The organism is Bradyrhizobium sp. USDA 4506, from assembly GCF_054058795.1.
In genome coordinates this window covers 4,179,993-4,193,466 of sequence record NZ_JBSSBM010000002.1, presented here as the reverse complement: position 1 = coordinate 4,193,466, position 13,474 = coordinate 4,179,993, and the positions used below count along the sequence as shown (strand labels likewise).

Here is a 13,474-nt window from a genome sequence, read left to right as displayed (position 1 = left end):
TCCATGTCCAATACCGAACTTGAGATCGTTGTCGACGATCCGACCGCACCTGAAGACAACTCGCCGGCGGTCGTCAGCACCGGCGTCGTTGATGTCGTCGTGTCGCTGCTTCTGCTTGCGCTCGCCGTGGTGCTCGGCTGGGACAATTGGCGCACCGGCGCGTCGTGGGACTCGACCGGGCCGCAACCGGGCTATTTTCCGTTCTACCTTTCGGTCATCCTCGGCGGTGCCAGCCTCTATGGTCTCGGCGCTGCCTTCCTCTCGCGCCGGGAAGCCGCCGAGATCTTTGTCACCCGGTCCCAGCTTCGCCGGGTGATGGCGGTGTTCGTGCCGACATTGCTGTTCTGCCTCGCCACCCAATATCTCGGCCTTTATATCGCGAGCTTTCTCCTGATCGCAGGCTTCATGCGCCTCGTCGGCAAGATCGCGCTGTGGAAGTCGCTGCTCACCGCCTTCGTCTTCACCGCCGTGATGTTCGTGACCTTCGACATCGTCTTCGACGTCATCATGCCGAAGGGACCGCTCGAAGCGGCTCTCGGCCGCTAGCGAACCGACAGGATTTCGAAACATGGAAGCTTTCGGTCTCCTGCTGCACGGCTTTGCCGTCCTTCTAACGTGGAAGACGCTGCTCTTGATGATGGTCGGGCTGGTGCTCGGCATCTTTGTCGGCGTGCTGCCCGGGCTTGGCGGCCCCAACGGGGTCGCGATCCTGCTGCCGCTGACCTTCACGATGGATCCGACCTCCGCCATCGTGATGCTGTCGTGCATCTACTGGGGCGCGTTGTTCGGCGGCGCCATCACCTCGATCCTGTTCAATATTCCGGGCGAAGCCTGGTCGGTCGCGACCACCTTTGACGGCTATCCGATGGCGCAGCAGGGCAGGGCGGCCGAAGCGCTCACCGCGGCGTTCACCTCCTCCTTCGTCGGTTCGCTGGTCGCGGTGCTGCTGATCACCTTCCTGGCGCCGATGATCTCGTCGTTTGCGCTGAGGTTCGGCCCACCGGAATTCTTCGCCGTCTATCTCCTGACCTTCTGTTCCTTCGTCGGCCTCGGCCGCGAGGCCAAGCACAAGACTGTCATTTCGATGTCGCTCGGGCTGCTGCTCGCCGGCGTCGGCATGGATACGGTGTCCGGGCAGCTGCGCATGACGTTTGGCTCCGCGGAACTCTTGCGCGGCATCAACTTCCTTGTCGCGGTCATCGGCCTGTTCGGCATCAGCGAGATCCTGCTCACGATGGAGGAACGCCTCGCGCTGCGCGGACACGCCGCCGGCATCAGCCTGCGCGTTGTGCTCTCGGTGTGGAAGGACCTGCCGAAATACTGGGTGACGCTGCTGCGCTCGTCAGTGATCGGCTGCTGGCTCGGCATCACGCCGGGCGGCGCGATCGCGGCCTCCTTCATGGGCTATAACCTCGCCAAGCGCTTCGCCAAGGATCAGGAGAGCTTTGGCAAGGGCCGTATCGAGGGCGTGTTCGCGCCCGAGACCGCCGCTCATGCCTCGGGCACCTCGGCGCTGTTGCCGATGCTGGCGCTCGGCATTCCCGGCTCGGGGACCGCTGCGATCCTGCTCGGCGGCTTGATGGTGTGGGGCCTCAACCCGGGGCCGCTGCTGTTCGTCGAGCACAAGGATTTCGTCTGGGGCCTGATCGCCTCGATGTATCTCGGCAATGTCGTCGGCCTGGTGCTGGTGCTGACCACGGTGCCGATCTTCGCCTCGATCCTGCGCGTGCCGTTCGCGGCCGTAGCCCCGATGATCGTGGTGTCCTGCGCGATCGGCGCCTATGCGATCCAGAACGCGATGTTCGATATCTGGCTGATGCTGGGCTTCGGCGTCGTCGGCTATGTCTTCAAGAAGATCGGGATCCCGCTCGCGCCGTTCACCCTCGCATTGGTGCTCGGCAACCGCGCCGAGGATGCGTTCCGCCTCTCGATGATCGGCTCCGGCGGCGACATGAAGGTGTTCTGGTCGAACGGACTGGTCGGCTCGATCACGACGTTGGCAATCGTACTGCTGTTTTGGCCCTTGATCGATGGTTTGGTCGGCCGTGTCAGTTGGAGGCAGCGGAGCAAAACGGAGACACCATGAGAACTATCAGTGTCCCAGTTCTCTTATGTCGCGATAGTCTTATCCAGGCGCGTCGTCATTGGTTCCAAATGTTGCCGCTGCGCGATGCCGGCCAGACAAGCTCTGGATGCGTGTAGTCCTTCCTGCTCAGATGGTTGGTGATGACGCAGCCTGGGGCCACCACTAAACCGAACCACCTTCTGCCCCATACGAAACATAGTTCATCTCCTGTATGAATTATTGGCCAAGCTGGCGTGCGTTACCCCATGTGTGCGGATACGAGAGCGTCGGCGCATCACGAGCCAAACGACGAACTCAATCACGCCGTAAACCGAAACCAGCGCGGCGAACGTCACTGCAAAGCCGGACCGAACGCGATGAAAATCTCGGACAGCTCCGTTTAACGTCAACAGCGCCTGTATTGACCGCAATTTCAAATTCGAAAATGTGTACGCGGAAGGTCCCCCGGGGCTCGGTACGCTTCCACAGAAGTTGCTCGACGTGTCCGACAACGTGACGCTAGTCTAGGCTCGATCAAATCATTCAATGAAGCCGGAACGCAGGCGCGTCAGGCTACGCCGCCTATCGGCGCTTACCCAACGGCGGTTTGCATATTTGGCGACTAATCACGGCCGCGGGCGCCACCAATACAGCGGTAACCTTTCCGGCCGCCTTCACGGCAGTTCCGACTATCGTATGCAGCAGCACCGCTGGCGGGACAACGAGTCCCGTGAACGCAGTTTCCGCTGCCACTTCAGGCTTCTCGATTAATAACCCGGGAACGACGGTCGTTGTTGCCTGGTCCGCAACGGGCTACATTTAGTTACTTGAAGGAGCGGCCGAAGCTTCAGCGCGAGCAGGCTTCTCCATCAGTGCGTTCGTCAGGCCGATCAGGTCTGCAAACTGGTGTCTCGTCTCCATCGATAGGTTTCGGCGAATGTGGCCACCATCGCGGTACAGAAATTCGCCATTCAGATAGCCCTTACAGCCGGCCTTATCGCAAAGCGCGTCGCGCGGTATGACAGCGGCCACGTCAGATCGAGACACGGCGATCTTCTTGAGCAGCGTGTCCGAAGTCACTGTGTGGGTCTTCATTTGCTGGATTTCTTTTGGATCGGGCGTGCACTCGCGGCGCCACAAGCCGTTAAGGTGCGCCATCGCGCACGGGATAGGATCAACTAAGTGTTGCGGAACCGTTCCTACCAAGACGAATCGACGGCCGCGTCTCGCCGTCTTCGCCATGAGGTCCTCTATTCCGGCCTCTATTAGGCCAGATCCGCTCAATTCTCCAAGCGTCCCGTCTTGGAGCGCAATCGCTGGATAGTAAGCCCACGCAGAAGCGAGAACTATGAGGTCAATTGAAGGATCGCTGTTGATGAGCTCAATCGCTTTGCGGCGTTGTTCAGCGCACTGCGTCCGGTAGTTCGGAATACCAGTATACGTTCGGTAAATATGCTCGTTGAAGAACGCCGGGCATGTCTCGTAAAGGAGCCACCCCATATCTGGCTGCGCGGCTTCCATGATCGGGGCGAAGTGCCCAGCGTGGCTATCGCCCCACAAGAATGCTTTCGAGCCAGCCTTCTTCCATGATTGGCCGAAGGTGCAGAACGAAGCGCCTAAGGTCTTCTCTGGTTCGTACTTGCATGGCCATTCCCACATCGCATCAAGGCTGCGCATCGAATAGACGGCAGGTGCGATGCGTTCCGGAAGTCCGTCGGCGCTGTTTACATACATCCCGAGGCAAAAGACGGCCATTCCCGTCGCGAGTCCTGTCTGCACTGTCCGCGTCGGCAACCAGCGGCGTTGCCGGAAAGGTTTCTCGACGAAGCGAAACGACACCACTGCTAAGCCGATCGAGACGGCTGCGAGCACGACTGCCTCTAGGCGGCTTGGCTCGGCGTTATTGATGTAATAGCGGAACAGCACCCACACGGGCCAATGCCAGAGATACAGGCTGTAGGAAATCAGCCCGATCGGACGCAACTTGCCGAGCCAATGGCTGAACCTTGGTTCGTCCCGGCGCGGCCAGATTACGAGCGCAGCGCCGACGCATGGGTAGACCGCGGCCGCGCCTGGGAACGCACTGGCGCTGACAAAGATGAAGCCGGCGCCAATCAACGCGAGACCGGTCGCGATTGCCACGGCGCCGAGGCGTCGCGAAAGAGGGGGCAGGAACACGAGCAACGCGCCGAGTGCGAGCTCCCACGCGCGCGGCAGCACCAGATAGAATGCGCCCTTGGGATCCGCGTCGAGCCAGAGCAAGCTCGCGCCGAAACCGATCACAACTGCGGTGCCGATGATGGCGGCGAGGTCGATCCGCTTTCGACCGGTAGCGACGAGGGCCAAGAGCAGCGGCCACGCCAGATAGAATTGCTCCTCGACACCAAGCGACCAGGTGTGAAGGAGCGGCATTAAATCGGAACTTTGGTCGAAATAGCCGGTGTTCGACAGGAAGAAGAAGTTCGAAGCGCCGAATGCCGCGTAGGCGGCGCTGGCGGCCATCGCCTTGTAGTCGCCGGGCAGCAAGAGGAACTTGCCGAGCAATAAGACGGTCAACAAAACTACAGCCAACGCGGGCACAATGCGTCGAATGCGACGGTCGTAGAAGTTGAGGATAGAGAAGGTGCCGCTTGCGATCTCGCCAGCGAGTTGCTGCGTTATCAGGAACCCGCTGATTACGAAGAAAACATCGACGCCGGTAAAGCCGCCCGGCAGAGCTGCATTGTAATGGAAGGCCAACACAGACAGCACGGCGACGGCCCGCAAGCCATCGATGTCAGCGCGGTATTTCAAGATTAGTGCCCGCCCGTTCTTAACTGGGTGCGGCAACTTACTCGGCACAACCCGCCCGAGCAAGCGCTGAGCGTGACCACTAAGACACACCAAGCCGCCTTTCGGGCGGCTTTTTCTCAGGTGCATCAATGACCGACCTCGCAGCCTTGAAGGCGGCGAGTAAGGCTCGCCGGGCCAAAGCCAAGCTGACTCGGAACTTTACCGGCGTGGCGAAGCGGCTTGTCGCTCCGGAGGCGAAGGCCCGTTACCAGGCTGTCGAGGTGAAGACCGGAGTTCCCTGGGCCTTCATCGCGGTCGCCCACGAGCGGGAGAGTTCGCAGGACTCAACTGCGCGCCGCGAGCGGGGAAGAACAAGGATTGGTCGATCGGCGGCACATTGACGATGGTCGAGCAATACAACAGGCTCGGCTACGCGAATAGCCGCGGTTGAGTTGGTAATAGGCGCTATGTGGCTGTTCGGTACTGTCAACCCGGCGGTTTTCGCCGTGCTGACGATTGGTCTGCCGGTACTGGTTCTGATGGTTGCTCTGCCAATAGTGTTGTTGATCCGGTCAAATCGCTCTTCTCAAAACAAGCCGACTTCAAATTTGAACTAGGCCAAGTGCTCCCGCCGGGGTGACACGCTTCTTTGGCTTGTGGCGTTTGCGCCATAATACCGCGCTTCTAGCGGTGCCGTTAGTGCTTCGCTTCGATATTGACCCTTCAAGAATGAAAATGGATCTTTTCTAGCAGCCAGAAGATCCAGGGCTTACGCGGAGGAATTCTAATCGACTGGAACGGGTCAACAGCTGCCGGTTCTACGGCGCGATATATGCGGCCATTTGTGTTTGGATTACTGTTGTCGCTTGTCGAGAAATAGAGAAAAACCCAATCATCCTTCCGGTAGGAAAACCGACCGTGCCCTATGTCTCCAATTTCGATGTCCGCGCAGTGGGCCGGCCCGAGGGGACGGCCATCCTCGGTCAGTTCAAGTCGCGATTGATGGGGTGCTTCAGCGGTATCGGCTATTGCTCGCGAAACGGATGGCTGGTAGCGCCAAGCGTAGCCGCCATAGTACTCGAACGGCCCGTACATGATTGTTGGATCGGTGGGCGGTAGAGTGTCCAGATAGAGCCCGATCGGGATGTATATGACCAGCACCGCGGCGAGCGCGTGCCATTTGTTGATTTTCAGTATCCGCGTCGTCACGTCCTGAAGAGGAGGGTCCACAGGATTTCCAGAGTGGTCCGTAGACGAAAGGCTTTGAATCGTCGGATCAAGTGCCCAAAATGGTCTGCCCCGAAGTTCTTCAGGCGTGTTCATGATCCGTGTCGTCATCTGAGTGCTATGCAAGCTGCGCGATAAGCCAAGTCAGATACGTTGCGCCGACCGGCGGGAAGAGCATGGCAGAGCTTTTCAATAGAACGCCGGCGCATGTGACCCCACTGCACATTTCCCAGTTAGAAAATAAAAATTGTCCTGCCGCAAATAATCCAACTCCGAAGGAAAGTGTCGCTCGCTCGTCCGTTCCTATGGTCGCGTCTGAAATGACGTCAATAGTCTCTCGGACACTATGCTCCAGGAACCACCAAGCCGGCCAAAAGAGTACGCACAAGGTCTGGCGTGCACCTAAGCGTCCTTCGTGCTTGCGGTAGAAGTGCCCCGCCGTGGCCAGTATGCCCAGCGCGTAGATAAGGGAAAATGGCGCGAGCAGCTTGAATGAAGGCATTGTTTTCCACCCCTTGAACAACAATAACTTTGGTCTATCAACACCTGCGCCGGTGGTCCCGTATCCGGCCCGGATTGCTCGTAGCACGATGCAACTTAGAGAAGCATCTCCGTGACGAGAACGGAAAAAATGGCAATTTACTCGCCCCGGTCCCGTTGAGTGGATAGCAGGCGCGGCAGTGGCGCCATCCGGGGGCGCGGCGCTGCAGCTTCCCCGTCTTCCCAAGTCTTCTCCGATCGCTTGTGCTGGGCCGCGGCAATAGACCCTATCAGCACCAGCGCGAGGCCCGCGGCGATCATGAGAGCCGGAACCATCTTCTCCCAATCAAAAAGCAGGGCACTCACTTGATAGCTATTTGGCATCATTTACGGCTTGCGCCCTCGCTTGAAGGCCGAGCAATTGAGCTTGGATCATGCTAATGCGATTGTTGACCTCTGCAATCAATTTGTAGGTTCGGTCCAACTCAATGCTCTGCTGGGCTAGCCGCTGTTGCTCAATTCGACGCAGCTCGAGTGTGGCATCTATCGCTGTCGAGCCCAATTGCCTTCGCTGCACCTCAGACAAGCCAATCGAGATGATATTAATAACGACGGCAGCAGTAACGATAGCTCGCGTAGAAATTGTCATGAACAGTTTCCTTGCCCGAGGCAGAAGATGCGCAATGACGGCAATCGAAGGCAGCAAGCCGATCAGATAGACCACAGCGAACGGTGTGAGCCGGTCGACACCAGCGCTGTATGACATACCGTGTAATTTTAGAGAACGACACCTCAATCAGGATCTCGCCGTGGGGGAGCCTTATCGAGTGACCGCCGGGTACCTCCGTAGAGTTGAAACGACTCCGACAAACCCTGCTCGCGGCCCTCGCGAAAGGCAAATCGATATGTCGCCCGGACGCACAGTGCGAGGATCAAAATCGAAATTGCCGCGAGAATGAGCCAAGTCATCATGCAGGCCAGCCAATGGTAAGGCGTCGACCAACGTCGACGGCAGCTCGAACATAATAGCGGTGAAAGAGTTTTTTGAATATAAGGACTCCTATCCCTTGGCGGAGGCGGTCACTACCGTATTTTTACGGTGAATCAGTGAGCGGGAGTAAGCGTATGAGTGGGCGTGCGACTACTCGAAAAGAGTTTTATTATTGGGCATCGTTGTTGTTCAGTTTCTCTCCCCTCTGGATTCTTGTGGGACTTCTTATCTTTTTCAAATGGTGATTTCTATCTAGTCCGCAGACCCTCTGGTATGCGACCGGTGGTCTCGCTGTTGGGGAGCTCAAGTATTCGTTCGCGGTCAACCTTGGGATCCAAGTCTTCGGGGCGGATCTCGGCGGCACGACTCCGTTCGGCGCGTTCAGCTTTTCAATCGGTGCGGCGGTGAGTAGCACCGATACCCGAGTCGGTTCGATCGGGCGTCGAGCGTAAGTTCACCCGGAATTGGTCGGCGAAGCTCGAATACGCATTTCGGAAGTAAGACTTACTTCGTCGGAACCGCTAACCAGGCGGACGTCAGCTTTCCACAATCATATTCTGCGTGTCGGCTTCAACTATGCGTTCACTCCAACACCGGTCGTTGCAAATACTGAGCTGCGCAGCGCGAACTCCCTTCGATGCCCGACAATCTGCCGGGCATTGTTGTTTCTGACCTGGCTCACACCACCTTGGCGTCCCTGAGCTTGGCAATCTCGTCGGAGCCGAAGCCGAACTCTTTCAGCACCTCGTCGGTCTGTTCGCCGAATTCCGGCGGCCGCACCACCATCTTGCTCGGCGTGCGCGACAGCGTCACGGGCTGGCCGACCAGGCGGATGTGGCGGTCTTCATCGTTCGGCACGTCTTGCGCGATGCCGAGATGCTTAACCTGCGCGTCCTCGAACATCTGGTCGATGGCATAGATCGGCCCGCAGGGCACGCCGGCCTCGTTGAGCTCGCGGACCCAGGTCTCGGTCGACTTCGTCACGGTGCACCTCTCGATCTCGGCGTTGAGCGCGTCGCGGTTTTTTGAGCGGGCAGAGGCCGTCGCGTAGTCGGGATGGCCAAAGAGCTCCGGCGCACCGATCGCCTGCGCGCAACGCTCCCAGATCCGCCCACCCGTGGTGGCGATGTTGATGTAGCCGTCCGAGGTCTTGAACACGCCGGTCGGGATGCTGGTCGGGTGGTTGTTGCCGGCCTGCTTGGCCACCTCTCTCTCCATCAGCCAGCGCGCGGCCTGGAAGTCGAGCATGAAGATCTGTGCCTGGAGCAGCGAGGTCTGCACCCACTGGCCCTTGCCGGAGACCTCGCGCTCGAGGAGCGCGGTGAGAATGCCCATGGCGCAGAACAGGCCCGCCGTGAGGTCGGCGACGGGAATGCCGACCCGCATCGGCCCTCCGCCCGGCGCGCCGGTGATCGACATCAGCCCGCCCATGCCCTGCGCGATCTGATCGAAGCCCGGCCGCTTGTGATAGGGGCCGTCCTGGCCGAAGCCGGAGATGCTGCCATAGACGATGCGCGGGTTGATCGCGGCGAGGCTCTCATAGTCGATGCCGAGCTTCCTCTTCACGTCGGGGCGGAAATTCTCGACCACGACGTCGGCCTTGGCGGCGAGGCGCTTGAAAACGGCGAGCCCGCGATCGTCTTTCAGGTTCAGCGTCATGGCCCGCTTGTTGCGGTGCAGATTCTGAAAGTCGGAACCCCGCCGGGGGCCGCCCGGCTGCTCGCCACCGGCATCCTCGGTCAGCGCGTCGATCTTGATGACATTGGCGCCCCAATCCGCGAGCTGCCGCACGCAGGTCGGCCCGGAGCGGACCCGGGTCAGATCGAGCACGGTTAAACGCGACAGGGCTTCCGAGGCATGCGGAAAGGGCATTGTGAAAGGGCTCCGGGACAGATTGCGGGCCTACCATAGCGCCGAAAGACCCTGCGGCAAGCCTGGGCCAGCGCGGATGCCGCCTGTCGAAATGCAATGGCTGGCGCGGTTTGCTGCGCTGCGTGAAGGGATCAGCGCGACAGGCGCTTCAGTTCCGAGCGCGCCTTCTCGGCCAGCGGGTCATCGCCGTAGCGCGCAATGAAAAGCTCAAAGGCCTCCCGCGTTCCTTTCCGGCGGGCGGCTTCGTATTCCTCGGCCACCGCGGCAGCAGGATCGCGGGCCATTGGCATGGTGGGCGAGCGTCCCGCCTTGCCGCTGTCATCCGCATTGGCCTTCTCCACCATGACGGGCAGTCCTCCGAAGGGCGTGTGATTGTATCCGGCGAGCGCCGCAAGGGCGCCAAACAGGCCGGCCGCGAGTGAAGATCGTTTCATGAAACCCTGCAAATTACCGGCGCCGCGGGAACCGAGGTTCTTGCTTGCGCCTCGTATGAGTACGGGGTTTGATAGCTAACCGCGCATTATGGCAGAGGTCCGGGCGCTCTCGCCGCATTTAAACCAAACGTTCAACTCTCTAGCTAGAATCATCTGTTAACGCCTCGCATCGGATGGGCTTGCTGCTTCGGAGTTTTCCTTTGGCTACCGCTGTCACGGTCACCAAGACCAACGACGCCGACATAGACGGCCTGCTGTCGGGCTACAAATGGTCGGGCCCGATAACCTATAGTTTCCCGGATTCGCCCAGCGACTACGCCAATCCGTACGCTGGCGGCAGCAGCGAGCCGACCACGTCGGGCTTTGCCTCGGCGCCGACCCAAATGCAGGCTGCGATCAACTACGCCATTGGATTGATCAACGGCTACGCCAACGCCAACATCCAATACGCGGGCACGAACGGCGCCGACATCATGATCGCGCAATCGCCGTCGGCTAACCCGACTTCCTACGCCTACTACCCCGGCAATTATGCGTCCGGCGGCGACATCTGGTTCGGGACCCAATACAATTACTCGCTCGCCAAGCTTGGCAACTACTATTTCACGACCGCGCTCCACGAACTCGGCCACGCCGTTGGTCTCAAGCACAGCCAGGAGACCGGCGGAGTTGCCAACGTGGCCGTGCCGAGCGCACATGACGACAGCGAATACACCGTCATGAGCTATCGCAGCTATGTCGGGGCGTCCGCGACGAGCGGCTACACCAATGAGGCCTATGGATATCCGCAGACCTTTATGGCCAACGATATCCTCGCGCTCCAGACGATGTACGGCGCGAACTTCACGACCCAGAGCAGCAACACTGTCTACACCTGGAATCCGACCACGGGGCAGGAGTTCATCAACGGTGTCGGGCAGCTCGCGCCCGGCGGGGGCGTCGGCGGCTCGGCCAACCGGATCTACGAGACTGTGTGGGACGGCGGCGGCGTCGACACCTACGATCTGTCGAACTACACGACGAACCTGAGCATCAACCTCAACCCCGGTGCGTCGTCGGTATTCTCCTCCGTTCAACTAGCCTATCTCGGCGATGGCCATTACGCATCGGGCAACGTCTACAACGCCTATCTCTATAACGGCGACGCGCGTTCCTACATCGACAATGCCAACGGCGGGTCCGGCAACGACACGATCTTGGGCAACGCAATTGGCAACGTCCTGAACGGCGGCTCGGGCAACGATACGATCACCGGCGGCGGCGGCAACGACACCATCTTCGGCGGCTCCGGCACCGACACCGCTGTGTATTTGGGCAACAGGGCGAACTACACAGTTAGCTACAACGCAAGTTCGCAGACCTTCACGATAAGCGACCAGCGCGCCGGTTCACCGGAGGGCATTGATAACGTCACTGGCGTTGAGTATTTCCAGTTTGCCGATCGCACGATCGCGGGCTCCTCGGTGATCCCGCCGATCGTCATCGAAGCCGCCGGCTCGACCAAACTGGACCAGATCGGCAGCAACTATTTTCTCGATCCGGTCAGCGGCGGTACGGGCCCATCAGTCAAATATGCCGGGACGCCTTTTGATGCATCCACTCAGGTCGGAGCCTGGACGCCGATCGGGGCGGAGCAGACGGCAAACGGATATCAGATTGCGTGGAAGGTGATCGGTTCGGATCAGTACTTGGTCTGGAACGCCGACAGCAACGGCAACTATGTCTCCTCTGCGACCGCGGTTGTCTCAGGAAGCAGTACAATCCTTGAAGCATTTGAGAGCAGCTTCCATCAGGACCTCAACGCCGACGGCGTGAGCGGCATACCTGCGGCGAGCGTAACCGTGGTCGAAGCCGCCGGCTCGACCAAACTGGACCAGATCGGCAGCTACTATTTTCTCGATGCGGTCAGCGGCGGTACGGGCCCATCAGTCAAATATGCCGGGACGCCTTTTGATGCATCCACTCAGGTCGGAGCCTGGACGCCGATCGGGGCGGAGCAGACGGCAAGCGGATATCAGATTGCGTGGAAGGTGATCGGTTCGGATCAGTACTTGGTCTGGAACGCCGACAGCAACGGCAACTATGTCTCCTCTGCGACCGCGGTTGTCTCAGGAAGCAGTACAATCCTTGAAGCATTTGAGAGCAGCTTCCATCAGGACCTCAACGCCGACGGCGTGAGCGGCATACCTGCGGCGAGCGTAACCGTGGTCGAAGCCGCCGGCTCGACCAAACTGGACCAGATCGGCAGCTACTATTTTCTCGATCCGGTCAGCGGCGGTACGGGCCCATCAGTCAAATATGCCGGGACGCCTTTTGATGCATCCACTCAGGTCGGAGCCTGGACGCCGATCGGGGCGGAGCAGACGGCAAACGGATATCAGATTGCGTGGAAGGTGATCGGTTCGGATCAGTACTTGGTCTGGAACGCCGACAGCAACGGCAACTATGTCTCCCTCTGCGACCGCGGTTGTCTCAGGAAGCAGTACAATCCTTGAAGCATTTGAGAGCAGCTTCCATCAGGACCTCAACGCCGACGGCGTGAGCGGCATACCTGCGGCGAGCGTAACCGTGGTCGAAGCCGCCGGCTCGACCAAACTGGACCAGATCGGCAGCTACTATTTTCTCGATGCGGTCAGCGGCGGTACGGGCCCATCAGTCAAATATGTCGGGACGCCTTTTGATGCATCCACTCAGGTCGGAGCCTGGACGCCGATCGGGGCGGAGCAGACGGCAAGCGGATATCAGATTGCGTGGAAGGTGATCGGTTCGGATCAGTACTTGGTCTGGAACGCCGACAGCAACGGCAACTATGTCTCCTCTGCGACCGCGGTTGTCTCAGGAAGCAGTACAATCCTTGAAGCATTTGAGAGCAGCTTCCATCAGGACCTCAACGCCGACGGCGTGAGCGGCATACCTGCGGCGAGCGTAACCGTGGTCGAAGCCGCCGGCTCGACCAAACTGGACCAGATCGGCAGCTACTATTCTCTCGATGCCGTCAGCGGCGGTACGGGCCCATCAGTCAAACATGCCGGGACGCCTTTTGCTGCATCCACTCAGGTCGGAGCCTGGACGCCGACCGGGGCGGAGCAGACGGCAAACGGATATGAAATTGCTTGGAAAGTTTCGGGCGCCGATCGGCATACCGTTTGGAACACGGACAGCAGCGGCAACGCCATCTCGGATACTATTGGTGTGGTGTCCGGAAGTAGCGCCGTGCTGGAACACTTGGAGCCAAATGTCCAACAGCACTTGGATGGCAACGGAGTGATTGGCATTTCCACGCTTATGATTGCTGTAACCGGCCAGACATCGGTGACTCCATGTCCTGCATCGCAAGGGGCCTGGATCGCAGCTAGCAATGATAGTTTCGTATTTCACCGGGACATCGATGGGGGCGGTGTAGTGAATGCCGGAAGCGCGGAAATTGTCGCACCTGATGGATTTTCTTTGGTTACTACCTGTAAACAGCTGATGGAGCTCTTGCACGAAACGCCGAGCGATCAATCCCACGCCATGTCCGAGTTAGGGAGCGATTTTCATGATGCCGTCATGGGGCGGGATACAACCAACGTACGTATGGCCGACCTGAACACGGGCTACTTCATTGTCCATTAGGTGTTTAGTCCCACGCTT

Annotated in this window: 10 protein-coding genes; 4 read left to right on the top strand and 6 right to left on the bottom strand. The window is 59.4% G+C overall.

Going from position 1 to position 13,474, the window contains the following annotated elements:
- The first annotated feature begins 3 nt into the window (after positions 1-3).
- The gene (locus ACVIHF_RS22080; protein ID WP_456792524.1) at positions 4-546 is read left to right on the top strand and encodes a tripartite tricarboxylate transporter TctB family protein; all 543 of its coding nucleotides are present in this window, start codon (positions 4-6) and stop codon (positions 544-546) included.
- Between the two features lie 22 nt (positions 547-568).
- Entirely contained in the window at positions 569-2,086 is a 1,518-nt protein-coding gene (locus ACVIHF_RS22075; RefSeq protein WP_212058627.1) for a tripartite tricarboxylate transporter permease, read from the top strand.
- Positions 2,087-2,884: 798 nt separating this feature from the next.
- On the opposite strand, the gene ACVIHF_RS22070 is transcribed toward ACVIHF_RS22075, so the two are convergent.
- From ACVIHF_RS22070 to ACVIHF_RS22045, 6 genes are all read right to left on the bottom strand, one after another.
- Positions 2,885-4,858, bottom strand: coding sequence for an acyltransferase family protein (locus tag ACVIHF_RS22070; RefSeq protein ID WP_456792523.1), 1,974 nt, complete (start codon positions 4,856-4,858; stop codon positions 2,885-2,887).
- A gap of 702 nt (positions 4,859-5,560) precedes the next feature.
- Positions 5,561-6,160 (bottom strand): hypothetical protein, encoded by a 600-nt coding sequence (locus tag ACVIHF_RS22065; RefSeq protein ID WP_225647030.1) that lies wholly within the window; start codon positions 6,158-6,160, stop codon positions 5,561-5,563.
- A 22-nt stretch (positions 6,161-6,182) separates the two neighbouring features.
- Positions 6,183-6,566: a hypothetical protein gene (locus ACVIHF_RS22060; RefSeq protein ID WP_411784443.1), complete on the bottom strand. Its 384-nt coding sequence runs from the start codon at positions 6,564-6,566 to the stop codon at positions 6,183-6,185.
- Between the two features lie 351 nt (positions 6,567-6,917).
- On the bottom strand, positions 6,918-7,193 hold the full coding sequence (locus ACVIHF_RS22055) for a hypothetical protein (protein WP_225647032.1): 276 nt from the start codon (positions 7,191-7,193) through the stop codon (positions 6,918-6,920).
- Positions 7,194-8,213: 1,020 nt separating this feature from the next.
- Positions 8,214-9,407 (bottom strand): CaiB/BaiF CoA transferase family protein, encoded by a 1,194-nt coding sequence (locus ACVIHF_RS22050; RefSeq protein WP_411784442.1) that lies wholly within the window; start codon positions 9,405-9,407, stop codon positions 8,214-8,216.
- Positions 9,408-9,538: 131 nt separating this feature from the next.
- A complete protein-coding gene (locus ACVIHF_RS22045) occupies positions 9,539-9,841 on the bottom strand; it encodes a hypothetical protein (RefSeq protein ID WP_225647034.1) in 303 nt (100 codons plus the stop codon).
- A 200-nt stretch (positions 9,842-10,041) separates the two neighbouring features.
- Here ACVIHF_RS22045 and ACVIHF_RS22040 point away from each other — a divergent pair, with 200 nt between their 5' ends.
- The gene (locus ACVIHF_RS22040) at positions 10,042-12,336 is read left to right on the top strand and encodes a M10 family metallopeptidase C-terminal domain-containing protein (RefSeq protein ID WP_456792521.1); all 2,295 of its coding nucleotides are present in this window, start codon (positions 10,042-10,044) and stop codon (positions 12,334-12,336) included.
- A 73-nt stretch (positions 12,337-12,409) separates the two neighbouring features.
- Positions 12,410-13,456: a hypothetical protein gene (locus tag ACVIHF_RS22035; protein WP_456792520.1), complete on the top strand. Its 1,047-nt coding sequence runs from the start codon at positions 12,410-12,412 to the stop codon at positions 13,454-13,456.
- Positions 13,457-13,474 lie beyond the last annotated feature (18 nt).

Coding starts and splice junctions, on each gene's coding strand:
- ACVIHF_RS22080 (WP_456792524.1), top strand. CDS start 4: ATGTCCAATACCGAACTTGAGATCGTTGTCGACGATCCGACCGCACCT.
- ACVIHF_RS22075 (WP_212058627.1), top strand. CDS start 569: ATGGAAGCTTTCGGTCTCCTGCTGCACGGCTTTGCCGTCCTTCTAACG.
- ACVIHF_RS22065 (WP_225647030.1), bottom strand. CDS start 6,160: ATGAACACGCCTGAAGAACTTCGGGGCAGACCATTTTGGGCACTTGAT.
- ACVIHF_RS22060 (WP_411784443.1), bottom strand. CDS start 6,566: ATGCCTTCATTCAAGCTGCTCGCGCCATTTTCCCTTATCTACGCGCTG.
- ACVIHF_RS22055 (WP_225647032.1), bottom strand. CDS start 7,193: ATGACAATTTCTACGCGAGCTATCGTTACTGCTGCCGTCGTTATTAAT.
- ACVIHF_RS22050 (WP_411784442.1), bottom strand. CDS start 9,407: ATGCCCTTTCCGCATGCCTCGGAAGCCCTGTCGCGTTTAACCGTGCTC.
- ACVIHF_RS22045 (WP_225647034.1), bottom strand. CDS start 9,841: ATGAAACGATCTTCACTCGCGGCCGGCCTGTTTGGCGCCCTTGCGGCG.